We start from the raw sequence: 23,093 nt of genomic DNA, 5'->3' as shown, positions 1-23,093 counted from the left end.
TGAGAGATTACAGGATAATTCACCCGCTACATCTTTAATCCTATCCCCCGATCTTCCCAATCGTCAAGCTTATTAAGCCCCCTTGAGGGAACGAACGATGACACACGCATCTGATAATGATCGCGCCTATGAAGCGCCTTTCATGCCGCTTTATCCTGCGCATTATTTCCTTGATCAAGAGAAGGAACGGGCAACATCCCTTGCTGATAGCTCCGAACCGCCAACAGTAACAGCGGCACGCCAAGTGCTGGAACGGCTGGCTGGGAAATGGCAGCATTTTTTTGACACGCAAAGCCACGGGATGGCGTCTGATTTTGTTGACGCTGTCGTCGGTCGTCAGTCCCATGCTGTACGGCGCGTCTTGAGGCGCTATGCCGCCGTGGCTCGTTTGTCACGCTATCATGAAGAGCTCGACGTACCCGTTTATCAAGCCCCATCTGAAACCTCCCTCCCTTCTCTTGGCCCGTCTCCAACGGAACAGGAAGAACAGGAAGCCATCGACGCGTTGCAAGAACATACGGCCACGCAAGCATTGCGCAATGTTGGGCGACGGCATGAAGAAGGATGGGTCGGATGGCGCAATGACCGTCCCGGCCCCTTACCATCATTGCCCTCTGACCGCACCAGCGAGGGGAAAGAACGTCTCAAAACGATCCAAGAAGCGGCGGTTGAGCAGAATGTCGCCCTTATTCGCTCTATCCCACAGCAGTTTCACAATCGCGTGGTTCAGGACGTTTATACGGCCCTCACCAATGGGTGGCCCCTTGATGAGTTGGTGCAGTCATTGCGCCATCATTATGGGGTCACACGCAAACGCGCCGCTTTTATTGCCCGCGATCAAAACCGCGCCATCACGGCCCGCCTTAATGTCGCTCAAGCCCTCGCAGCGTGGGGGACAGATGTTGAAGCCCAGTGGTGGCATGTCGCAGGGGGAGAAACCCACCCGCGCATGAGCCATGTGGCAGCCCACGGGACACGTTTCCGCCTTTCCGAAGGGTGTTGCATTGATGGCGAACACATTCAACCGGGCGAGAAAATCGGCTGTAAATGCTGGTTTTCCATACATATACTAGGATTTGATTAGATGCTTAGTAACATAGCCGACGCGGCCCCGAGTTCGCGCTGGAAAGATGCCATTAACGCCCTGCATGCCGGGAAATCTGTCATCACGAAAGCCGGTGTTGATGAGTATCTCGGCAAAGATTTATCCGTTCCAGGATTAGACCCTCACAAAATCTATCGCATCTATCGGCCTCCTGACGTGATTAAAGCGGCTCTACCGGCGATGAGGAGCCTGCGTATTCTGGACGGTCACCATTTTGAAACCGCCGACAATCTCGCTCAGGATAAGCTGGTCGGCGCCACAGGTGACCAGCCTGAGATGCAAGGGGATGCTGCTCTTATCAACGTTACCATTTGGAACGGCCCAGCCATCCGCGACATTGAGTCCAAAAAGAAAGAACAGCTTTCCCTTGGGTATGGGTCAAAGATCACAATGCCCCCTGGAACAACCCCCGACGGACGTCCCTATGACGGGAAAATGACGAAAATCATCCCTGAGCATGTCGCACTCGTGACCGTTGGGCGCGTCAATCATGAGGGGAATTCAGGCCCCCTTGCGAAAATTGCTGATACTGGAGACATGATGGACTTCCAAGCTGCCATACAAGTTCTCTGCCAGACCTGCCCTGATACACCCGCTGATGAAGTGCGTGCGAAGATTACAGAAGCCCTCGCAGAGTTGAACACCAAAGAAGCCAAGAACGGCCCCAATCCAACATCCAAAGAGAACACGACAAAGGATGAGGCTCCCACCTCTTCCACGTCCTCACCGAACGCTGTGAATGAGAAAACGCTCAATAGCCTAGAGCGCCTATCACATGTTCTCACCCAAATTTTCACGAAAAAGGACACCGCTATGGCGGATGAAGACGCTAAAAAGAACCATGCAGAAGAAGAGCGTATAGCACGGGATGTGTTGCGCCGTATGGGCGATAAAGACCCGACTAACGTGCGCGAATGCCTTGAGCATATGGGCCTAACGGACGCGGCTAAACGCGCTATGACGCAGGATGAAGCTCATGGAAAAACAGGGGATGCGCCCGGATATAAACATACGCAAAATGATCTCTTTGGTGGGACATCCACGAATACCATTTCTGGTGGCGGTCATGGGCGCGGCGGTTGGCATCATGATGAAGACACCAGTCAAGAGCAGGAGAGGAAGGAAGATGACAAAGAAAAGCGCATGAAAGCGGCGCGTCTCGAAGCAAAAGACCTGCTCGATAAAGGAATGCACCCAGAGGCTGTAGCGCTTCACTTAGAGAAAAGCCGCAACCTCCCAAAAGAAAATGCGCAAGAGATTGTGAAGCGAGCCCGCAGCATTCCCGCTTCTGAAGGCAAACCCAGCAAAGACACATCCAAAACGAAGGATGAAGACGAGCAGAAGCGCAAAGAAGAGATTCGCCGCGAGGTCGAAGAGCAGCGCAAAGCCGAACGGGAAGAAGACGAGAAAAAACGCAAGCAAGCGGACGAAGCCCGCGACGATGTGGAAAAAGAAACTGGGCGACTACACGGCTGTAAAACAGGCGATAGCGCGGCTGATCTCTACCGCGTTGGCCTTGCTAACCTTGGCTATCAAGGGGCGGATATCCTCCCAGAAGAGGCCTTACAAAGCACATTCCGATCCTTCGCCGCACAACGCCAGCAGGGTTCCGCACATTTAGGCGACAGTGCTGAAAACGCACAAAACACGGCAAATGTTCAGACCCTCGCCCGTGAGCTTCTCGGCTAAAGAAAGACATTTATCATGGCACAAAAAACAGTTTCACTGCTCCAGCCGATCGGTACACCGGGGCAGCGCGTAAATCTCAATCCTCTCAATGTCGTTACAGCTCCTAATGGTGGTTTTTGCGCGGGGAAAAATGGCCTCGCTGTAGGGGCTTTTGCCTGGCCAGACCCTGCTGATCCAAATGGGCGTGCTTTGCTCAATTCTGGCACAGGCAGCCCGCTTGGCTTCCTTCACAAAACACGAACAGGTGTGATTACGACATGGCTTGCCCGCTCAGTGGATGGGCTGCTGCCTGGGCAAGAAGCCACACTCTATAATGGTGGGGATTTCTACGCTGTCGTTGGGGGAACAGCCCCCGTTACAGCTCAAAGCCGCGTTTATGTCGATCCGGCCAATGGGGCTGTCTGTGCCAGCGCAACAGCCAATGCCGTGCCGACAAACTTTACCTTTACGGCCTCTGCTCAGGTTGGAGCTCTTGTCAGTATTTCCGGCTACGGCACGGTCGCTGTGCAGCCCAATAACGCGGCCTCCCCTCCGCAGCCAAATGTAGCGACACCAAGCGTAGCCTCACAGCCGGCCACGACAGAAGCAGCGTCTCCCTCCGCAACGCAGGCCGATACTGCGGATACCAAAGCCTCCCCCTCTACGTCTAAAAAGTCTTAAACCATGTCTCTTAATCCTAATCTTCAGAAAGTCTATGACAGCGGGCACGCGCTGGATGTGTTCGCTAAAACGGGCGTGCATTTTAACGCAACGCCTGTTGGGGCTCCCCAGAACGCGCCTATCCACCTTATCGGAGCCCGCGCTAAAATTGGGGATGCGGCCACAACCGCTGCCCCAACATTGCCCCCTGATGGAAGCCTCTCCACGGCTAACAACAATGGCTGGCTGCTCTCTACCCTTCAATTTGTCTCACCCGAAACCGTCGATGTCATTTACGGCGCGATGAATGCCGGGCGTGCTTTTGGGGAACGCATTATTGGGTCGTCCACCGACCGCGTGATTGCGTGGCCCAATGCCGAGCAGGTCAGTAGACGCGGTGCTTATGATGACTTTGCACCCGCGCCTCTCTCAGACGTCAACTATGATTACGATCAGAGAGAGACACGCCGTGAAATGACTGGCATTGTCTATGGCGACCTTGAGACGGACATGGCAGGACGATCTCGCCTTAATCTCATCCAAGACAAGCGCAAATCAGCCGCTCTCTCAATGGCTAAGTTTCTCAATGAGGCTGCTCTCTATGGTCTCTCGGGGCAATCAACCTATGGTTTCCTCACTGACCCTAACCTTCCCCCCGCCATTACGCCGGCCGTCTGGAAAGATGCGACAACACAAGGCAACGGTGGGACAATCACGCTGTGGACGGACAAGAACGGCTATCAGAAATTTGAGGATGTGCGTCGCACTTACAATCAACTGCTCCAGCAAGCGGGCGGCATGATTGATATTTCACAGTCGCGCAAGCTGAAAAAGAAACTCCTGATCGGCACAAGCCTACAGAATGATATTATTGGCACGACGAACGAATATCAGTTCGATATGGCCAAGCAATATGACACGCTCTTTGGTCAAGGTATGTGGGAGATTGTCGCCCTGCCTGAGCTTGATGACCCCGTGCGTGGCGCTACTCTTGCGATCATTATTGAAGACTATCAGGGTGTGAAGACCTGCTATTGCGGCCATCAGCTCAAATATCAAGAAGGCCGGATTGAAACCCACTCCACCCATTACAGTCAGAAGGTGTATGCCCAAACGGCTGGCTTCTTCGGGGTGCGCCCCTTCCTCATTGCAAAAATGACGGGCCTTACTGCGCCTACACAACCATAAAGGAAACGATGATGGCCTTCGTTGTCAGCAAAGCCTTTCACGATGTCATCTTTGACATCTCTCCTCCTCTTCTCTTTGACCCACATTCCACACAACCCCCGCGGATTGATCATGGGCGCACGCGACAGATCATTATTCGCGGCACGTCCATGACCGTTAAGCATGTCGTGAAAAATACGGACGGGAAGCGTCGCATTGCTGTACGTGATCATGGGGAAGCCGCCCCCGATGCCATCATGCTCACAGAAATTGCTGATCAAGACTGGGAAGCTCTTAAAACCCTTCATGCGTCCCATCCTTTACTGGTTAACGGTGTGATCCGCAGGGTTCAGAAAAAACGTGACGGTAAAAGCATTGGACGTGAGTTGGAGGGACTGCGCACGCATGACCGCCGCCTGCCCAATGATCGCGAAAGTGCCTCTGAGGAAGCCCAAAAACGAGCGGAAGAAAACCGTGCTCCCAACACGAGCGACGCTGACACGATGGCGATTTTGGAAGCGATGAACAGGTAAGACGATGCCTCAACAGACTCCGATAGCTGGGAGTGTCGCGTTAGAGAGTAATGCTTTCTATGCGGCCTTCCCGGCGTTTAAAGGCGTCGTGAGTAATGAGCAGGTCGCGATAAACTTCCGCCGTGCTGAGCGCTTTGTGGATAATACACCTGCGTCCATCATTTCGGATATGGATGACCGTCAAGAGGTGCTGTATGACCTGACGGCTTTTTATCTCGTGCTGGTGCAAAATGCTGTGACAGCAACGCCAAGCGCGGGGGAAGGTCGGACAGGCGGCACCTTAGAGCCGGGAATGGTGGGCTCCCTCACCTCGGCTCATGAAGGGTCTGTCGGGGTGGGGATTCAGTCGCTCCAATCCGGCAACGCTAGCGGAACCGAAAAGTTCCTCATGCAGAACCAATTTGGCGCGATGGCATGGCAGATCATCCAGCGTTACCTTCACGGCCCGCTCTATGAAACCGTTGGTCTTGCTTGGGATGCTTACTTATGGCCGTAAAATCAGGATTTGGGATGGATGTGAATGGCCTTGAAAAGCTCAAGAAGCAACTCCAGCAGCTCAGAGAGCAATTCCCCAAAGAAGCGACCTTAACAGTAGGGTGGGATCAGAATTGCCGCTATCCAGATGGAAAATATGTGGCCCCTATCGCGCTCTTGCAGGAATATGGCGGCATTGTCCCGGCCCCGCCGGATATGAAAGGCAAAAGCACGGTGCGCATCCCCGCGCGTCCGTTCTTGCGCCCCTGCATCGCCCAGCATGAAGCGAAATGGGATTATATCTTGGCTCAAGGGGTGAAAGAGGCTGTCACGGATAAAAGCCTGACGGGTGAGAAAATCCTCCTTCGCGCCGGTCTGACGATGAAAGCCGATCTGAAAGCCTCCATCAGCGCTGTAACAGCACCAGAGCTCTCACCCTATACAATCCGCAAACGGCTCGAAAAGAACCCGTATAGTGCCGATGCGTTAAAGATGGGTATGCCCGCCAAGCCGCTCCAAGATAGCGGCTATATGCTCAGAAGTATCACTTACTTCCTACGACCGGGCATACCGGGGAAGGGTGGCTCTTCGTGAAGGTTAGTTATACTGGCTGACCTTGTCGATCAGAGGAGAGTATCTGGCTCACAAGAGAGGGGTTTTTGTTGAGCATAGCAAGCAAAACCATTGCTGGGCCTGTTGGCGTGCGGCGCCCTTGTTCCCAGTTAACAAGAGTGCCTTTTGCCACCCCAATGGTTCGCGAAAACTCTGCCTGAGAAAGGCCCGTTTTTGCACGAATACGCGTTACATCAACACGAGGAACACGCACGCGATGGGTCACGGCGCCGACATCATTCCCTTTGGCCATATCCAGAGCTTCTTCAAGCCCCCGCATAATGCTTTCACCAGCTTCACTCATGATGCCCTCCGTAAAAAGCGATTAAAGAACGCGCTTTTTCGAGGTCATGACTGTTCTGTAAGTTAAGCCAAAACTCAGGGCTCGTCTCAAAATGCTTTGCCAGCAATAACGCCGTTTCTGCCGTCACAGAGCGTTCTCCCTTGAGAAGCTGAGAAATGAGGTTTGGCGCGACGCCAATGTCACGAGCAAGCTGGCGGCCGCTTATGGCCAGCGGTTCCAAGAATTCTTCCCGCAATACATCGCCTGGAGTGACATATCCTAGTGTTCTCATCGCGTGTCTCTTATTATTGAACAATATACACAAATTGCGTATAAAAGACCTGTTGAGGCAATGAAGCCCAACATAAAAGGAGGTTGCTTATGAGCAAATCCCCTAAGCGTGATGAGATCATCTTTTGGCTTGTTGTTATTCAAACGCTCTGCACTGTTTCTGAAACAGCAAAGGACGTTGGGGTGTGGCTTGCCTCATGGATAAAATCTCATCACTAAGCGGTATGAGGGGAATTTCTTCCCCTCATACCCTTAACTCTCTTGCGGCAAAGGATGCAGCATGAACTGGTTTCTTGAACGGCCCAGCCGCCTGTGGTGGATGGTTGGCCTTGTCGCCCTCCTCAGTTTTTTATACGGCCTGATAAAAGTTCTAGCTACATAAGGAGACTCTCATGACACCGACACGTTTCCGTGAATGTCTTGATGTGTTCCATTGGTCACAGCGAGGCTTCGCCCGCATTATTGGGCGCGGTGAAGGCACTGTGAGGCAATGGGCACGTGGCGCTGTCAGTATTCCCTTTGACGTCGCTCAATGGCTTGAGTCATGTGCGTCTTTTATGGAGTCTCACAGACCACCAGAACGCCACCAACATGCCGATAAACAGTAACCCTTTTTACACTAAATCTCTTAGAGAACCCTCCCCTCAACCGGGAGGGTTTTTTTATGCCCCATAGGCCCATTCATGAACCTCCGCTCTCTCGCAAATGCCGCAACGTCTCGCATTAGCCCCAACACCCCTGTGATCTGGCGTCAGAATATGGGCACAACCCAGAACATGGAGACGGGGGAACGCTCGTCGAATTGGCAAGAGACCGCCATCACTGGGCAGGTGCAAGCCCTCACCTCACGTGACTTACACCATATTGAAGGCCTCAATCAGCAAGCCTATAGCCGCGCCGTTTATCTCAACGGACAAGCAATGGGCGCACGACGGCTCGCTATGAAAGGCGGCGATCTCTTCATCATCGCAGGCCAAACATGGAAGGTCATTTCCGTTCCCGAAAACTGGCCTCTCAATGGCTGGGGAAAGGTCATCGTGACCTTGCGACAGGCAGGAGACCAACATGCAGACTAGCACCAGCGGCACGCAGCAAGACGTGCAACGCGCTGTCTTCCGCTATCTACGCTCCCTCATACCCGCAGATATTCCGGTGATTTTCGCTCAAGAAAATGACGTGGAGATACCCAAGCCGCCCTTTGTCATGATCAATCCCGGCTTGTCTCATCGCATCGCCACCAATAGCCGCATGCGCTCTGTCGATGGGCACGTTACCGTAGAGCAAGCCACACAAAGCACCGTGCAGGTTGATTGCTATGGCCAAGGCGGAGCGGATCGCATGGCCATCATCACCGCCCTTTGGCGTGACAGCTACGCCTGCGACTGGTTCCGCCACAACGTCCCTGCCTTAACCCCGCTTTATGCGCAGCAACGCCAGCACGTGCAGTTCATCAACGAAGCTCAGGATTACGAAGAGCGCTGGACGGTTGATCTCATCTTACAAGCCAACCAGCGCGTTACCTACGCTGAAGACACCGCCATTTACCCCGGCCCCATTTCTACGAAAGACCTTTTATGAGTATCCCACTCTCCGCCCTCGTCTCTGTGCATCCCTCTGTCGTCCAGACGGGGGCTGGGCAAAACAATCTCTACGGCCTTATGCTCTCACAGAGCCCTAATCTGCCCTTTGGCCGCACCCTCTCCTTTAGTAACGCTGATGATGTCGGCACGTTATTGGGTAAGAATACGCTCGAATATCAGCAAGCCGCGCTCTATTTTGGCGCGTATACAGGGGCAACAAGCCGCCCTGCTGTGCTGACGATGGCTCATTTCCCATCAGACCTTACAGCGCCCATCCAAGCCTCTCTTTGGGGCGGGTCATTGGCAGGAATGACGCTCCATGCTCTTCAGCAGGTCAAGGGGACGCTTTCCTTGTCTGTCAACGGTGCGGCTCTTAATGCCCCGGTGGATTTGTCCGCTTGTCAGTCTTTCTCTGATGCCGCGCATAGTTTGAGCACAGACCTCTTCCCGTCTGGCGGTGGGGCTGTTGCGTGGAATGTGGGGCTGTCGAACTTCGTTATCACCGCACCGTCCCAGCCATTGGAAGAGGGCGCGTCTTCACCACCGCCGAGCAGCATCACTTCCGCAGCCGGAACGGTTGCCGATGCGTTAGGACTCTCCCCTGCTAAGGGCGGTGTGGTGACGCCTGCCTTGCCGCTCCCCTCTGTTGGAGCTGTCATGGATTTGATCCGAGCGTATAACCCGACATGGGCGAGCTTCTTCTGTGCGTTTGACCCGAAAGAACGCTACAAAGATTTCGCGGCTTGGATCAACAGCCAAAATAGCAGTTGCATGGGTATTCTCCATGACAGCGTGCTCGACGGCATGACGGCCTCGGCACTGAACCAAGCCACAACAGCCTATGACGGGGTGACGGCAGCTCAATATAGCGGCATTTTTGGTCTCAATAACGACCCGCTAACACCGGCTTTTGTCTCTTCTATTTATGCGTCCGTCGATTTCACGCAAAAGAACGGCATGCTTCCCTTTGCGGGTCGCACCTCGTCTGGCCTCATCGCCACCGTGACCGATCGTGCTATCGCTGAAGCATTAGAGGCTAAAGGCATCAATTATGTCGGGGATTATACGGGCCCTGATGATACCGATCTTACGCAGCTTCAAGCAGGCTTTGTTTCTGGTGATTTTGCCTGGGCCGATGCTTATATGGGACAGATTTGGTTTAACCGCCGGATGCAGCACCTGCTCTCTGTGCGTCTGCGGGCACCACAATCCATCCCTTACACACGCGCTGGCGATACCATGATTGAAGCAGTGCTGTTACCGGCCATTCAGGACGCCCTCAATTTCGGATTGATCACCCAAGGCGTTGTGCTCTCCGAAGATGAGCAGCTCACCCTAAGTTCTGAGTTTGGTTCCAATACGCTGCAAGCCTTGCAAACGGCGGGATATGTCACGCTTGTGGCGATGGAAAAGGCCGACCCCGCCATACGTGGCAAGCGCCAGACTGTTCCCGTTACCGTCCTTTACACACAAGGCGGTTCTGTCCAGCGCATTTCTCTTAATTCGATTGAGGTTCAGTAATGTCTCACTCCGTCACCTCAGCAAACAGCACACTTGTGCTGAATATTGGCGATTGGCGCGCCTCGTCTGGTCTTGCCAGCCTCAACACGGCCCTGGCTCCCATTGCGAGCGCTATCGCCGCTCCCATCGAAGTGGAACGCTTCTCAGCGGACATGATGTTCAACGTCAATGAGCAAGAAATGGTTGAAACCTTCAAGCCCATTGATGGCGGTTTCGCCGCTAGCCGTCGGATGGCTTGCCAGCGGCGAAACCGCCACGATGGACCTTCAGCTTATGGCAGACTCTCCAATGGCGAAGATACTCACTGGACTTGCCGCTGCTCAAAATCGCGGCCAGGAAACGCTGTTGATCAGCGCTACCCTGACCAATGTCGCGCAAGGCATGAAATACGTGCTCTCAGATGGCGCGTTCGTTCGCACAAAGCCCATGCCCGACCACGGCAAGACACAGGCCCCGCTTAAATACGGCTTCGTCTTCTCGTCTTGCACGCCAATGCCGATTGTTTAAAAGAGCAGAGAGTGGTGAGGATCACGCTTTCTTCACGAAGGACGGATTTTTAAGAAGTCTGCACCGGAGTACGTGCAGGAGCTGGGTTTTCTTCCATGTAATGCGCCGTTTGTTCAAGCCATTGTGCAATCGGGGCAGGAACGTCCAGACGCCCGCGTGCCCATTGTCGCACTGTGCCTTCACTACATCCAACGACCCGCGCAAAACCGCGTTGTGTCCAGTGCATAAGCGCTAGACATTCTCGCATTCGTGTTGGTGTCATGACACTCTTCCTACCATGTGTATCCAATATAAATTCCACCAATGAGCGCTATAACGGCTGTGATACTAAAAAGAACGACAAGATTCCTACCTGAATCAAAGAATTTAAACATCTCATTCTCCTTACATGGTGGGTGAAGGGTTCCCCCTCCACCCCGTCTCCTCAATGATGACTGAGAAAACGACCGATTAACGTTCCCGCAGCAATAATCGCCATGAAAACCGTACAGACAGTCTGCACAATCGTCATGAGATACATGTATCGGGCACGTTTTTCGGAATTGTTTGCCATGGATATTCTCCTTTGCATGTCGGGTTGCATTACCTCGACCCCTTTCTTGTTACGCATTTTGCGTAATTAAGCAAGAGTTTTTTGGCACGTCATCTGAATTGTTAAGCCCCTTTTCTTCCCACAAAGTCGCCATTATACCTCAACGAAAGCTCCCATTATGACACGACGCCCCCTTCTCTGGTCTCCCCGCTCTGGGCGGGATAAAGGCCGCATGTTCAAAATCACCGAGATGGATGCCTTCTCCTGCGAAGAATGGGCACGAGAAGCCCTTGGCTTGGTGGCTCGCTCCATCTCTGGCCCCGACTCTCCGTTGCTTTCAATGATGGCCTCTGCTTTACGAGAGAGCTTTTTGGACGAAGAGCCGGAGCCTGTGCAGGTTCCCAAAGAAAGCACCTCCAAGCGCACGGCGGAAGTCGTGGAGAACGTCAAGCGTGAACGAGCGGAAGAGGCCAAGCTCAAGACCGTTGATAAACGCGAAGACTCCCCTATGAACCTCGCGGCCTTGCTGGGCTTGCGTATCTTTCTTCAGCTCTCCCCCAGCGAGCAGAACACCGCTCTAGTGCCCTTGATGGCTTGTTGTGAGCTAAAGGATGAGGACGGCCAGTGGCAGCCTGTCTATGAAGATGGCCGAGTTTCTGACTATGCCCGCGCCACGTTAATGGACGCCCGCACCATTACCCAGCTCCGCGCTAAAGCCTTTGGACTGCATGCGGATTTTTTTACACCCGCCGCCCGGTCGATTGCCGAGCGGATGGTACTAGCCGCCCACATGACTGGGCAGGAACCCGCAACATCCCCCGCACCATCAGCGCGTGCATAACCGCCAAACTCGCGACACTGGCCGAACTCCAGACGGTTTATGGCGTGAAAGACCTCTACGACATGCTGGAAATTGCCAGCGTGCAGGCTGAAAACGAGCGCCGTGCTTATAAAGCAGCGCAAAAGCAAACAACGGTGAAATGATGAAGGTGGCCTTAAGAGCCTTTGCGTTCCATCAAATAGAGGACATAAGACGTGACGACCTCCGAAAATAATAAGCCCAGTGAGCTTCAACTTTGGCTCATTGAAACACAATATGCCTCTGCTGAAGAGGCCTATAAGGAAGTGATGTCTGCTCACGAACGGCTCAAAGGACGATTAAGCTCGGTTCTTACCCTCACTATCACTTTGTGCACAGCTTTTTATACGGCTGCATTTTCTGGCACGCATCATGCACGCGCTTGCCTCTTGATTGGCATCGGCTATACGGTTGTCGCGTGTTTTTGTATTGCCGGTCTCTACCCCACTGCCCTTAGAACAAAAGCTGTTAATGCGGAGGCTTTCAACGCGGTTATGAAGGTCAACCCAATGCCATTAACCAAACAAGACCATATCAGACGTTTTACGCAATTTATTGAAGCAACCGTATCTTTCAATGCGCGAAAGCTTTGTAAAGACAGGCTATTGCTTCAAATCACATGGGTCTTACTCGTTCTTATTCCCCCCATTGCGAGTATCATAGCTTGGGGTTCTTAATTCTTCGGGCATACTATCCATCGCCATAGCTTTAATAATACGAGGCTTTGGATTGTTGCGTGGGTCAACTGTTCCCGCCCTCAAGAGGGAATCTGCTAAAGCTTGCACATTTTCTGAAGGCGCGTTCTTTTCATCGCTCATTGAATAATCCTTTCACAGAAAAGCAGAGCGTACCCCTCATTCAGAGTCAACAACCCCACAAAACCGCCATTATGCCGCCCTCAACCGGGCGGCTTTTTTTATGGAGAATACCCATGACTAACACCAAACAAGATACTCTCTACGCAAAGACATCCCATATATGGGCTGACATTACACATTGCGGAACCGTTTTGATGATGTCCATTCCTGAACCCCCGGTAGATCTGGAAAAGCCGATCATCGTGCCGATAAGCAGCATTGCCGACAACGCAGGTTTTATCCAGTTTGTCTGTGTTGGTATTATTAACGGGGAAGCATTGTTTCGAGCCAATGGATCAATCCCGGAGAGTTGCTCAAACCCATGTGAACAAGGCCAGATGTTAATGATTTCAACCCATCGGCAGGAAGAGAACGCAAAGCACTTTTCAGCTTCGCCTTAACCGTTTTATCGGCAGATGAAGCATCAATATACTCTTCAATCATTCCCTTAATAGTCTCGGCGTTAATTTTAACGGTCACGACATTAAGCTCTGACGTTAATCCGCCGTCTTCTGATAAATAATCAATGCCTGAAGGTTTTATTAGTGCGCCGCCGAAAGACCATTGCCCACTTAGACTCCTGCTAATACGAGCCTCAACAAGGCCGTGTTCATGCAAATATTCCAGATTAATACAAAGAATATCACGAGGCATTAGGTCAGTTATCTCATCACCATACACTAAAGCCCCTTGCCGCTCGTTGAGAACGCGCAAAATATTCATCCACCTCTCGCGGGTAACTAGATTTGTATCAGACGACATAATAGCCTCTCCAAAAGATTTATCCTTACACTTTTCTTTTCTAGAAAATAGACGATTCTCATGACCTTACAGATGTTGCTTATGGGAACAACATGCTGAGCGTCATTATATAAAATGGTCCAATTTTCCCCATAGACCCACCAGAAGCCGCTCCACACCGGGCGGCTTTTTTATACTCCGCCACCCCCTTCACTGTGAGAATATTATGCCGGAAGAGACAAACATTGCCGGTCTGAGCATTGGCCTTGACCCCTCGCTCTTTCTGGGCGGATCGGCTGAAGTTCAGGACGAGATCGAGAAGCTTCTTGCGTCTTTCATTCATGCCTCGCGTGAAGGGGACAAGACGGTAGAAGCGCTCGCTAAGTCCCTCTCCGCCTCGCCTAAAGAGGTTGCTAAAGCCTTGCGTGAGATGGACAAGCAAGATGCCCAGGCCAATAGGGCGACACAAAGGCGGCAAGCCCTTGCTCAGAAGCAAGCCCAAGCGCGGCATCGTGACGAGATGCGGATGCTTAAAGAGCGTGGGGTCGCCCTTAGCAATTTACGTGATAGCCTCCTGTCGATTGCTTCCATTACCATTGGCGGGGCTGGTATCGCAGGAGCTTATAACGCCGTTAAGAGCACAGCTCAGGAGGGTGCGGATGAAAGCACCTTTGCAACCAGAACGGGCACAAACTACCGTCAAAATGTCGCTGAAGAAGAAGGCGCTTCAATCTCTGGCATGGCCACGAAAGAGGAAGCCCGCAGCTCTATTTCTGTTTGGGCTAATACGCGGGAAAAGATGCGTAATGATGGTGAGTTGCACGAGCTTTACAAAAATTTACTTCGCGGTGTTAATCTCACTACCTTTGCAAATATTAAAAATCACGCAGATGCTGTGCAATATGCTATCGGCTCGATGCGTCATTACGGGTTAACAAATGCTGATATTGCCTATCGTCTTGAAAAATCTGGACTGACCTCGGGCGGCTATACGGCCTTCGCTCTGGATACAAAGAAGTTCCGTGAGTCTAACGCAAAGGGCTACGAGAACACGCAGGACATGAACGAGGCAGAAGACCTCAAAACGTCTGCTGAAATTGGCAATCTTGAATCCCTAACACGCCATCTCCGCCGCACAATCTCACGAGACCTGAACCCTTTCGTCCACGAACTTTCAGGGCTTGTTGTAAACCTCGATGAAATCGCGCAGAAGAACCCTGACATGGTGAAAGACGCAGCCCTTCTTGCTGCTGGATTAACAGGACTTTCCGCTGCTTTTATGGCGCTGACGCCTGTCTTCAAAATTATAGGGGTTTTAAGGGCTGGAAGCTTAGGACTATTGGCCGACTTAGCCCCTTTACTTGCCCTAAGTGGGGATACTCCGAATGATCAATCCCCTTTTAAAGAATATGATGAACTCGCGGCGCATTACAGGAAGCGTACAGGAAGCACGAGTAACTGGGGTTTAAATGAAGATGAGGAACGCCGCCTTGTCCAGCAAGAAAAAGACCATGCGTCTCTAGGCACTTCACCACCTACACCACACAACAAAACAACGCCTCTCACCTCAACCCCATCTCCAACAACACCTAAAAACAATCAGAAAGTTCCCAATCAGCAAGCTAGCGGCCCCTCTTCGTCTCGTGATCAAGAGAGGCCGCAGAAAACCAAGGCCCCTCTTCAGTCGCCGCCTATAGCTAAACAACCAGATGCGCAAAGCGCTCCTAAGACGCCTTCACCTCAGCCTCTGCCTGACCAGAACGCTCAACCCGCAAACACGCCTAGGCAACCTCAAGAAAGTATCTCCCTTCCCTCACCAACCATGCAGGCTCCCTCTCAGGCCCCTCCTAACTCCCAGCCTGTTTCTTTCGACCCTAACGACATAGACCGCCTCACGGGTGCGGTTGCGATGACTGAAAGTGGAGGCAATCCTCTCGCTCGCAGCGGTAAAGGCGCTGAGGGGCTCATGCAGTTCATGCCTGCAACGGCGAGACAGTATGGCGTGAAAGACCCTTACGACCCACAGCAAGCATGGCAAGGTGGGCAGCATATGCTTCTCGACCTGCTCAAATACTATCATAACGACCTTGAGAAAGCGCTTGCTGCCTATAATTGGGGCCTAGGGAACGTTAACCACGTTGTGAAGAAGTATGGGGCCTCTTGGAAAGACCATCTTAGGAAAGAAACCAAAGACTATATCCCGCGTGCTGAGAACAATCTTCGCACTAACCACCTCGTGCAAAGGCCCATGATGGGCGCGGAAATGGCCACCTCTAGGCCGCATATCGCTCATCATCACAACCGGTCAGAGGTCGCGATGACGATCCAGAACGTGACCGTCAGGGCCAACAATCCGCAACAATTCCAGCAACAGATGCAACGCGTCGCATCAACGTCTATGGGGCATCCCACCTCATGGAACAGCAATCAACTGTGAGGTTTCTATGGGACTTTTAGGCAATTTAGAAGGCGGCGCATTGGCGACCGGCCTTAATGTTGGACGTGGCTTTCTGGATAAAGCTCTCGGCTATGAATGGGGGCTGTATTTTAAGGATAAGGATACAGGTGCTCTAAAGTCCCTTTTTCCGCAAGCTCGTATTACGGGGATAGGCATGACAGCCTCTGCTAATGCCGCCCAAACACCGCTCGAAGACGGGGGATTCCAGAGTTACAATAAAGTTCGGAAGCCTGAAAGCTGGACTCTCAATCTCGTTTTCATGCGTGATCCTCTTCGCACGGCAGGCAATCAAGGGAAAGTGCTTGGAAAACTTGAGACACAGCTCGAGAACGCTTCAATTCTTTTTCTAAAACAGCCTGGTCACACATCTTCAACCGTCACATTGGTGGGGTATGATTATAAGAGAGAGGCCCGCTCTGGCTGCGACCTCTTGATCGTCAATCTAACGCTTCAAGAAGTACGCTCCACCGGGAAAAAAGTCATCCAACACAAAGACGGAACCTTTGCGGAGAAACAAAATATGGGCCATGTAGAGCCAATTCCTAGGAAGTAGGAATTGGAAGCTAGCGAAAATCAGAACTTTCTAGGCTATAATCAAGGTGAAGGACGCCATCCCCGGTTCCGTTCTGTACATCAACAAAGGATGGACGATTTTCATCGGCCCAGCAAACGCGTTGCATGTAGTCTTTTGCTGATGCCTTGAAGTTTTTGTTTTTCGAAGAAAAAGAACAGTTCTCAGCGTACCACATATGATCTTCTTTTTTCACAAAGTGGCACCTAGCATCGACTTCACCCTCCAGCGAGGCCGCTTCCTCTTCCTCTGGATATTCCATTTTCACTATCAAGCAAGGCGAATTGGGATATTTCATAGTATATAAGACGGAGGGAGGCGGCGGCAGAAGAGCAACAGGCCCCTTTTTCTTGTCTTCCTCTGCCTGCTTTTCGTCCTTAATCGCTTTCTGTGATTTGTCCCACGTCACCCCCCATTGCTGGCGGATGAACGCCTTTTCGTAATCATTAGCCGGTCTATGGGCTTGGGCTGATCGCCGTAGGGCTGCTGGGGTGCATAGCCTGTCTTGAACGATCATCACACGGTTATCTGTTGCGCCGGGAAGTCCTTTCCCCTCCACATTCATCTTCACAAAGCCATCTAAGATAGCGCATTGCGAGGACGGTTGATGAAAGAAAGCCCATGCCCCCCAATGGGCAGAGACAGGGTCAAACCCCGCCGCCTGAAACTCCATTTCCGTTCTGACTTGGCTTCTCTGCGTCCAGACATCATCAACAGGGGCATCCGATGCGTAAGCAACGCCAGAAAAACCCGAGGCGAGAAGAAGAGTAAAAGGCCGTTTCACAATATTCCCCCTGTCATGCTCTCCCCTCCATACCGGAGATGGGAGTTTTCGCAAGTGGGAGGAGGTTGGAGGAAGACGCTAAAAATGTCTATTTATGTCATCACACGACCTCGAAAGGAGGGATGCCATCTCAAAGCATGATAGATCCTTCAAAGAAGTAATCTCCAGTTTCTTTAAGCTTATCCACGGTAAAAAAGGGCCAAAAGCAATCACGGATTGTATGGCCTCCTCCATGTCTTACATACAAAGTGTCTCTTCTGACATTGAGAGGAAAAAAGAAGAAAACGAAACCGGAGAAAAATCAGTGTGGCACCTTACCCATTTTGGCCCTGATTTATGATCTTCTGCACAAAAGTTTTATATTCCTCAACAGGCCGCTCCACATCGGGGCGGCTTTTTTATGTCCGTAGGAAGTCCTACCATGCCTAACGATTTCGCACAGTTTACGCCCATAGATCGCGTCTGGGTTGATACCAGCGCCCACGGCACGGTCATGATGCTATTGCTTTCCTCGCCCAATTACGACCTAACACAACCTGTCTTTGTCCCTCTATCGAACCTTCAAGAAACAGTAGGTTTTATTAAGTTCGTCTGGGTTGGTGTGTGGGAAGGCAAGGCCCTTCTCCGTGCTGACGGGATAACGCACGACCCACCTGCCCCAGAGGCTCAAATCCGTACAATCACTTTTACCAAAATGTCTCAGTTATGAGCCTTTATACGATCCCACTTTCTGCCGCAGCCCCGCAGACAGTGACTGCCACATTGAGCGGCCAATCCTGCACGATTGATCTCGATTGGCAGCCTCAATACGGCCTCTTTATGAGCGTCATGCTCAATGAAAACACGCTGTGCTCTGGTCGTCTTTGCCTAAACGACACGCCGATTATCCGACGCGTTGGAACAGCCTTACCGGGCGATCTTTACTTTCACGACACACAAGGAAACGCAGACCCTGAGCTAGCAGGCTTAGGGACGCGTTGGGAACTTATCTATGACGGAAGAACATCGTAACGTTCGGGGACGCCCCAACTTCCAAAAACGCCGTCTAGCGGTGGAACTTTATATTCCACCCGGCACAAAGAAGGTAGACTACCACCAATGGAACAGCGTCCCCTCAGAGCTTGAGGGCGATACGATCCTCATGGAAGGTTTCCGCACAGAAGCGCAGATCGTCTGTTCAGGGCAACAAGGCGGTGTGGAAAGTCAAATCTGTGTCTATAACCCTCCACAGGACATTCTTCGTGCTGTTGCGGGGTATGGCAATAACGGCATGATCTTTCAGGTCGGAGATAACAACTACCCTGTAGAAATCCGACTTTACAGCGTTGAACGCGCGGCTAAAGGCTATGTCCCTCCTGCAACGGCTATCAACAAGCGCCGCCAGAAACTCTATGGGGATCAGGCTAAAAACGATATCGCCACCCTGATTTACCGAGGTGGGCTGGTCAATTCTGTTGCGGATATGTCGTCTCTACCCGACCCGTTTCTCGCTATCCAGTCGAACACGATGGACCCGATTAGGGTTATCCCGGCTCCTGTTATGTCCTACAAGGGAGCCGTTAAGGTCGCTGATGTTTTTCAAAAGATCGCCAAAGACCTCAACTTGAGGTTTGTCAATCATGGCGTTGAGACCATGCTGGTCAATCCATACTTTACAGGGAACTATACCGACCAGCTCGACAAATGCTCCCTAGAAGGTTTTGCAAGCTATATTATCGACGGACGCACCCTCAGCATCCGGCCTAATGTCGAACGCCGCCTTGCTAGTGAAGGCGATAAGCAGGTTATTAACAAACATACTGGATTGCTTGGCGTTCCGTCCTTCAATAATTGCGGGATCGTCTTCAAGCTACGTTATCGCCCGTCTTTGTCCTTTGGAGATGTCATCCGGGTTGAAAGCGAAACGCTGCCCAATGGCACGGGGTATTATGTCGTCCGCGCCGTGACACATCACCTTTCTTCAGAAATGCCAGATGGGCCGTGGGAGTCTGAGATAGAGGCGTATTTCGCCAATTTGGGCAATCTCGACCAGGCGCGCGCAAGGATAGGCTGACTATGTCTTCTCTCTTTGGTCTCTTCACTCAAAACACGACCCATTCCGACGTTGAGCGGCTGAATTACATTCTACGCACTGTAGGGCAGAAAGGTACGATCATTGTTCCCGTTCAGATTGTGTCTGTTGACCTCCAAAAACACCGTCTCATCGTCGCGCCTATGATCCAGCAAGTCACCACTGACGGACGCGGCATCCCCCACGCGCCCCTTCACGACATCCCCTATGGCTACGAACAAGCGGGGGAGTGTGTTTTACAGATCGACCCGCAGCCGGGGGATATTGGCATCGCTGTGTGTGCCTATCGGGATATATCGCGCCTCAAGGCCACGCAATAGTCTAGCACTCCACCAACAGCGCGCTGCTATGCGTGGGAAGATGCCGTGTATATCCGCACGCTTTGGACGGCCAAAGCCCCCAAGCACGTTATCACGATTACCCCTGGAAGCGGCATTACGCTCACCAGTCCTCAGCCTGTCACCGTCAATGCTGACCTCCATGTCAATGGTTCTGTGACCGCAACAGGTGACGTGACAGGTGGCGGTATCTCTCTGGATCACCACACGCACGGCGGCGTGCAATCGGGGGGATCAACAACCTCACCACCGCACTAAGGAACAACCTCATGGCCGACCTTCTTCTGACAGATGACTGGGACTTATCCATTACTGAAACGGGGGATTTAGCTCTTACAAATGAGAACCTCTCTGTCGCTCAAACCATCGGGAACAGCATCAAGCTCATTCTAGGCGAGAGCTGGTATGACCCGACCAGTGGACTTTCTCTCAATACGCTTCTTAACGAGCAAAGCGGCCCCAATCTCTCATTCATTCAAACCACCCTCAATGAAGCAGCGATGAAAGTTGCGGGCGTTGTCGATGCCGACACGCTCCTGTCCTATGACCGCAACACACGCCGCCTCACGGGCACGATTTACGCCACAACCCAGACAGGTAAGACCTTACATGTCACCCTCTAGCACTCAAGTGCCAGCCCCGGCCCTGACCGATACGGGCTATCAAGCGCCCTCTTCTGCTGACATCCTGCAAGGCGTTATCGCTGACCTACAAGCCGCCACAAATGGGCGGCTTTCTTTTTATGATGATGACGGGAATTTGTTGGTCGCCAAACCGCAAAGCCAGCTTGCTGTATCGCAAACGGCTATTCTCTCCGATGTCCACGCCGCCTTTATGGCGCTCATGGCTGGGATTGATCCACAAACCGCTTTCGGTGTTCTTCAAGATGCCATCGGGCGCATTTACTTTATGGAACGCCGTGCCGGATCAGCAACCGTCGTCAATGGTCTATGTCGTGGTTATCCGGGCACTGTGATCCCCGCCGGCACGATGGTGCAGGACACGAACGGCAACAGCTACACCGCCCAGGAGACCGGAACGATTGGGCGCGACAGCACGGTCACGATCCAATTTGAAAACACCGTCACAGGCCCAGTTGACTGCCCCGCTGGTACCTTAACGGGGCTCTATCAGCAGATAGCCGGATGGGATTCAATCACTAATCCTCAAGCGGGTATCATCGGCAACAATCAAGAAACCCGAACGGACTTTGAGACGCGGCGGCGGAACTCTGTCGCAGCCAATAGCCGCAGCCAAAACGCGTCTTTGATGGGCGCCTTGCTGGAACTGGATGGCGTGACGGACGCCTACGTGATGGATAATCCCAGCGGCAACGCGACGACGATCAGCGGGGTGCCGATGGAACCCCACGCACTTTACGTGCTCGTCGAAGGCGGGACGGAGACTGCGATTGGCCAGGCGATCCTTGCTAAGAAGCCCCCTGGCATTGCCACGATGGGCGACCGGCTCGTCACCGTGCAGGACACGAACCCGGTTTATGACGGCAATCGCCCCTCCTACACGTTTCGTTATGACCGACCGCAGCCCGTGCCTGTGACCGTCGCCGTCACGCTCGAACAATCCGACAGCGTGCCATCTGACGTCGTTGCGCAGGTGCAGGCTGCCATTATGGGCGTGCTCACGGCGGGCAAATACCGCGCGCGGATGGGTGGAACGCTCTACGCGTCCCGCCTCTCGGCGGTGGTCGATGCGCTAGGCGATTGGGCGGAGGTTCTTTCTCTGACCCTCAGCACTGACAGCCTAACGAACCAGACGCGCCTACGCCTACCCATCAATCAGCTCCCGACCGTCACCCCGGCCACGATCACCGTGGAGCTTGTGTAATGGATAATCTCCGCAGCACGATCTTGGCGCAATATGCCAACTCCCCGCGCCTTCTATCGCTCATAAGCACCTTCAACCAAGCCGCCGATCCGCACGCCCTTATCGAGCGCTTCTACAACGACGTCTGGAACATCGACACCGCTAAAGGCTGGGGGCTGGATGTGTGGGGCCGCATCGTGGGTGTGGGCCGCGTTCAGAAAGTACCTCAACCGCGCTATCTCGGCTTTGACGAAGCGAACGACAGCACCGGAACGGCGCTCCCCTTCAATGAGGGCTTCTTTTATAACGGTCCCACCAGTACGCAGAACTTCGCTCTCGCCGATGACGCGTATCGCAGGCTCATCATGGCCAAAGCGGCCGCCAATATCTCCAGCGGCTCCATTGCCGACATCAACCGTATTCTCATGCTGATCTTTGGCGACCGAGGGATGATCTACCTCTCCGAAGGCACGCCAGCCAACGATTATCTAGGCTTTTCGGAGGCCAAAAGAGGCGCCGACACGCCCCAGACGTTCAATAACGGCATCTTCTTTGCCGCCACGTCGCTGGCCAATGCCAACGGCACCATGACGATCTGCCATAGCTGGCCGCTCTCCCCACTCGACGCCACGATCATCCAGCAAAGCGGCGCTCTCCCGCGTCCCTCTGGCGTCACGATCCTTTACCAGCAGGTGCATTTATAACATGAAACAAACCGATAGCTCCCCGCTCTTCCCTACCCCCTTCGGAGCGCAGGCCGATAGCGGCACGCTCACCCCCATTCCTCCAAGCAAAACCGCCATTGGCCGCGCCTCACTGGCTCTAGGCTTCCCCAAAGAAACCTTCACGCCAATCGCCGCCGGTGGCGTCCCCCCTTATGGCGAGGACATGAACGGCATTCTCAACATGCTCTCTCAAGCCGTTCGCGCGGCTGAGGCGGGCTTGGTCAGACCGTTCAACGGCTCGTATGCACAGCAGATTGGTGGCTACCCCAAAGGGGCGTTGGTCTGCGATCCCAATAATCCGTCTCGGCTCTTTGTCTCCACACAAGACGACAATACGGCTGACCCAACGCAAGGCGGAAGCAGCGCGTGGGGATCTCTAACGGACGGGGTAGACACTCTGAAGGCTGCACTAGCTTCTGAAACGCAGCGGGCAGAAGCAGCCGAAGCAGGCTTGCAACCTAAGGGGCCGTATCTTGTTGGCTCTAAAAATGCCTCTGAAGATGTGCCTGCTCTGGGGGTCTGTATCGGATTTCAGGGCACTATTCCTGTCATTAAAGATAGTAATGAGGTCATCTGGTCGCTCGCAACGCGGGCCTATGTGGATGCCGAAACCCAACGGGCGGAGGCCGTTGAGGCAGGGTTGCAGCCTAAAGGGGCGTATGTGCTGGGCTCTGGCAATGTGCCTTCCGATGTGCCTGTTGTTGGGCTGTGCATTGGAGAAAACGGCACGGTTCCCGTTATCAAAGACAGCACTAGCAAGCTCTGGTTCCTTGCCAGCACCGACGCTCTTTCTGCCGAAACAAACCGTGCTCAAGCGGCTGAGGCACAAGCTGTGTCGGGCACCTATGGCCTGATTGCGGGAACGCACCGAGCCAAGGCCATGATTGAAGGAACAGATGGGAACATGGCCGTCTGTGTCGATCATGGCGGTG

Annotated in this window: 31 protein-coding genes and 1 pseudogene; 26 read left to right on the top strand and 6 right to left on the bottom strand. The window is 53.0% G+C overall.

Annotated elements, in window-relative coordinates; all coding sequences use genetic code 11:
- Positions 1–97 precede the first annotated feature (97 nt).
- From F457_RS13285 to F457_RS0106535, 7 genes are read left to right on the top strand one after another with little or no spacing between them, the layout of a single operon-like run.
- Positions 98–1,084, top strand: coding sequence for a phage minor head protein (locus F457_RS13285; RefSeq protein ID WP_018980343.1), 987 nt, complete (start codon positions 98–100; stop codon positions 1,082–1,084).
- Positions 1,085–2,794: a DUF2213 domain-containing protein gene (locus F457_RS0106560; protein WP_018980342.1), complete on the top strand. Its 1,710-nt coding sequence runs from the start codon at positions 1,085–1,087 to the stop codon at positions 2,792–2,794.
- A gap of 15 nt (positions 2,795–2,809) precedes the next feature.
- Positions 2,810–3,454, top strand: a complete 645-nt coding sequence (locus tag F457_RS13280) for a structural cement protein Gp24 (protein WP_018980341.1) — start codon at positions 2,810–2,812, stop codon at positions 3,452–3,454.
- Between the two features lie 3 nt (positions 3,455–3,457).
- On the top strand, positions 3,458–4,621 hold the full coding sequence (locus tag F457_RS0106550) for a hypothetical protein (protein WP_018980340.1): 1,164 nt from the start codon (positions 3,458–3,460) through the stop codon (positions 4,619–4,621).
- Positions 4,622–4,629: 8 nt separating this feature from the next.
- Positions 4,630–5,133 carry a hypothetical protein gene (locus F457_RS0106545; RefSeq protein WP_156809377.1) on the top strand — a complete coding sequence of 168 codons (504 nt, stop codon included), beginning with the start codon at positions 4,630–4,632 and terminating at the stop codon, positions 5,131–5,133.
- A 4-nt stretch (positions 5,134–5,137) separates the two neighbouring features.
- On the top strand, positions 5,138–5,629 hold the full coding sequence (locus F457_RS0106540) for a DUF4054 domain-containing protein (RefSeq protein WP_018980338.1): 492 nt from the start codon (positions 5,138–5,140) through the stop codon (positions 5,627–5,629).
- Positions 5,620–6,201 (top strand): hypothetical protein, encoded by a 582-nt coding sequence (locus F457_RS0106535; RefSeq protein WP_156809376.1) that lies wholly within the window; start codon positions 5,620–5,622, stop codon positions 6,199–6,201. The genes F457_RS0106540 and F457_RS0106535 overlap by 10 nt, the downstream gene beginning before the upstream one ends.
- A 7-nt stretch (positions 6,202–6,208) precedes the next feature.
- Here the strand turns inward: F457_RS0106535 and F457_RS0106530 are convergent, their stop codons facing one another.
- Positions 6,209–6,523: a helix-turn-helix domain-containing protein gene (locus tag F457_RS0106530; RefSeq protein WP_018980336.1), complete on the bottom strand. Its 315-nt coding sequence runs from the start codon at positions 6,521–6,523 to the stop codon at positions 6,209–6,211.
- Complete coding sequence (locus F457_RS0106525; RefSeq protein WP_018980335.1) at positions 6,516–6,794, bottom strand: HigA family addiction module antitoxin; 279 nt, start codon at positions 6,792–6,794, stop codon at positions 6,516–6,518. The genes F457_RS0106530 and F457_RS0106525 overlap by 8 nt, the downstream gene beginning before the upstream one ends.
- A gap of 89 nt (positions 6,795–6,883) precedes the next feature.
- On the opposite strand from F457_RS0106525, the gene F457_RS14280 reads away from it, so the two are divergent.
- The 6 genes from F457_RS14280 to F457_RS12390 all read left to right on the top strand — a co-directional run bounded on the left by F457_RS14280 (position 6,884) and on the right by F457_RS12390 (position 10,401).
- A complete protein-coding gene (locus F457_RS14280; protein WP_018980334.1) occupies positions 6,884–7,012 on the top strand; it encodes a hypothetical protein in 129 nt (42 codons plus the stop codon).
- Between the two features lie 173 nt (positions 7,013–7,185).
- Positions 7,186–7,401, top strand: coding sequence for a helix-turn-helix domain-containing protein (locus F457_RS0106515; protein ID WP_018980333.1), 216 nt, complete (start codon positions 7,186–7,188; stop codon positions 7,399–7,401).
- Between the two features lie 75 nt (positions 7,402–7,476).
- Positions 7,477–7,869 (top strand): hypothetical protein, encoded by a 393-nt coding sequence (locus tag F457_RS0106510; RefSeq protein ID WP_018980332.1) that lies wholly within the window; start codon positions 7,477–7,479, stop codon positions 7,867–7,869.
- A complete protein-coding gene (locus F457_RS0106505; protein ID WP_018980331.1) occupies positions 7,859–8,371 on the top strand; it encodes a phage neck terminator protein in 513 nt (170 codons plus the stop codon). The genes F457_RS0106510 and F457_RS0106505 overlap by 11 nt, the downstream gene beginning before the upstream one ends.
- Positions 8,368–9,894 (top strand): DUF3383 family protein, encoded by a 1,527-nt coding sequence (locus F457_RS0106500; RefSeq protein WP_018980330.1) that lies wholly within the window; start codon positions 8,368–8,370, stop codon positions 9,892–9,894. Before F457_RS0106505 ends, F457_RS0106500 begins: the two co-directional genes overlap by 4 nt.
- Before the next feature lie 183 nt (positions 9,895–10,077).
- A complete protein-coding gene (locus F457_RS12390; RefSeq protein WP_169584112.1) occupies positions 10,078–10,401 on the top strand; it encodes a hypothetical protein in 324 nt (107 codons plus the stop codon).
- Between the two features lie 49 nt (positions 10,402–10,450).
- Here the strand turns inward: F457_RS12390 and F457_RS12385 are convergent, their stop codons facing one another.
- On the bottom strand, positions 10,451–10,663 hold the full coding sequence (locus F457_RS12385; protein ID WP_018980327.1) for a helix-turn-helix domain-containing protein: 213 nt from the start codon (positions 10,661–10,663) through the stop codon (positions 10,451–10,453).
- A gap of 162 nt (positions 10,664–10,825) precedes the next feature.
- Complete coding sequence (locus F457_RS14275; protein ID WP_264873645.1) at positions 10,826–10,954, bottom strand: hypothetical protein; 129 nt, start codon at positions 10,952–10,954, stop codon at positions 10,826–10,828.
- Between the two features lie 157 nt (positions 10,955–11,111).
- On the opposite strand from F457_RS14275, the gene F457_RS0106475 reads away from it, so the two are divergent.
- Positions 11,112–11,774 carry a hypothetical protein gene (locus tag F457_RS0106475; protein ID WP_018980325.1) on the top strand — a complete coding sequence of 221 codons (663 nt, stop codon included), beginning with the start codon at positions 11,112–11,114 and terminating at the stop codon, positions 11,772–11,774.
- Between the two features lie 194 nt (positions 11,775–11,968).
- On the top strand, positions 11,969–12,469 hold the full coding sequence (locus tag F457_RS0106465; protein ID WP_018980324.1) for a hypothetical protein: 501 nt from the start codon (positions 11,969–11,971) through the stop codon (positions 12,467–12,469).
- Positions 12,470–12,913: 444 nt separating this feature from the next.
- On the opposite strand, the gene F457_RS0106460 is transcribed toward F457_RS0106465, so the two are convergent.
- Positions 12,914–13,411, bottom strand: coding sequence for a hypothetical protein (locus F457_RS0106460; protein ID WP_026294253.1), 498 nt, complete (start codon positions 13,409–13,411; stop codon positions 12,914–12,916).
- A gap of 205 nt (positions 13,412–13,616) precedes the next feature.
- Between F457_RS0106460 and F457_RS14085 the strand changes: the two genes are divergently transcribed.
- A complete protein-coding gene (locus F457_RS14085) occupies positions 13,617–15,827 on the top strand; it encodes a lytic transglycosylase domain-containing protein (RefSeq protein WP_018980322.1) in 2,211 nt (736 codons plus the stop codon).
- A 7-nt stretch (positions 15,828–15,834) separates the two neighbouring features.
- A complete protein-coding gene (locus tag F457_RS0106450; RefSeq protein ID WP_018980321.1) occupies positions 15,835–16,401 on the top strand; it encodes a phage baseplate protein in 567 nt (188 codons plus the stop codon).
- Positions 16,402–16,411: 10 nt separating this feature from the next.
- Here F457_RS0106450 and F457_RS0106445 read toward each other — a convergent pair whose 3' ends face one another.
- Positions 16,412–17,203, bottom strand: a complete 792-nt coding sequence (locus F457_RS0106445) for a hypothetical protein (protein WP_018980320.1) — start codon at positions 17,201–17,203, stop codon at positions 16,412–16,414.
- Positions 17,204–17,624: 421 nt separating this feature from the next.
- Here F457_RS0106445 and F457_RS0106435 point away from each other — a divergent pair, with 421 nt between their 5' ends.
- The 9 genes and pseudogenes from F457_RS0106435 to F457_RS13270 form a co-directional block, all read left to right on the top strand.
- Positions 17,625–17,912 carry a hypothetical protein gene (locus F457_RS0106435; protein ID WP_018980318.1) on the top strand — a complete coding sequence of 96 codons (288 nt, stop codon included), beginning with the start codon at positions 17,625–17,627 and terminating at the stop codon, positions 17,910–17,912.
- Complete coding sequence (locus tag F457_RS0106430; RefSeq protein WP_018980317.1) at positions 17,909–18,214, top strand: phage baseplate plug family protein; 306 nt, start codon at positions 17,909–17,911, stop codon at positions 18,212–18,214. Before F457_RS0106435 ends, F457_RS0106430 begins: the two co-directional genes overlap by 4 nt.
- A complete protein-coding gene (locus F457_RS0106425; RefSeq protein ID WP_018980316.1) occupies positions 18,195–19,256 on the top strand; it encodes a baseplate hub protein in 1,062 nt (353 codons plus the stop codon). The genes F457_RS0106430 and F457_RS0106425 overlap by 20 nt, the downstream gene beginning before the upstream one ends.
- 2 nt (positions 19,257–19,258) lie before the next feature.
- Entirely contained in the window at positions 19,259–19,594 is a 336-nt protein-coding gene (locus F457_RS0106420) for a Gp138 family membrane-puncturing spike protein (RefSeq protein WP_018980315.1), read from the top strand.
- Between the two features lie 45 nt (positions 19,595–19,639).
- Complete coding sequence (locus tag F457_RS0106415) at positions 19,640–19,870, top strand: hypothetical protein (protein ID WP_018980314.1); 231 nt, start codon at positions 19,640–19,642, stop codon at positions 19,868–19,870.
- Between the two features lie 11 nt (positions 19,871–19,881).
- Positions 19,882–20,235 carry a hypothetical protein gene (locus F457_RS0106410; RefSeq protein ID WP_018980313.1) on the top strand — a complete coding sequence of 118 codons (354 nt, stop codon included), beginning with the start codon at positions 19,882–19,884 and terminating at the stop codon, positions 20,233–20,235.
- Positions 20,222–21,457, top strand: a complete 1,236-nt coding sequence (locus F457_RS0106405; RefSeq protein WP_018980312.1) for a baseplate J/gp47 family protein — start codon at positions 20,222–20,224, stop codon at positions 21,455–21,457. Before F457_RS0106410 ends, F457_RS0106405 begins: the two co-directional genes overlap by 14 nt.
- Positions 21,457–22,140: a DUF2612 domain-containing protein gene (locus F457_RS0106400; RefSeq protein WP_018980311.1), complete on the top strand. Its 684-nt coding sequence runs from the start codon at positions 21,457–21,459 to the stop codon at positions 22,138–22,140. Before F457_RS0106405 ends, F457_RS0106400 begins: the two co-directional genes overlap by 1 nt.
- 1 nt (position 22,141) lies before the next feature.
- Positions 22,142–23,093 (top strand): annotated as a pseudogene (locus tag F457_RS13270) (hypothetical protein); the annotation flags it as partial.

The organism is Saccharibacter floricola DSM 15669, assembly GCF_000378165.1.
In the GTDB taxonomy this organism is placed as follows: Bacteria; Pseudomonadota; Alphaproteobacteria; order Acetobacterales; family Acetobacteraceae; genus Saccharibacter; species Saccharibacter floricola.
The sequence above is the reverse complement of the archived record's forward strand: the minus strand, read 5'-3'. Positions and strand labels throughout refer to the sequence as shown.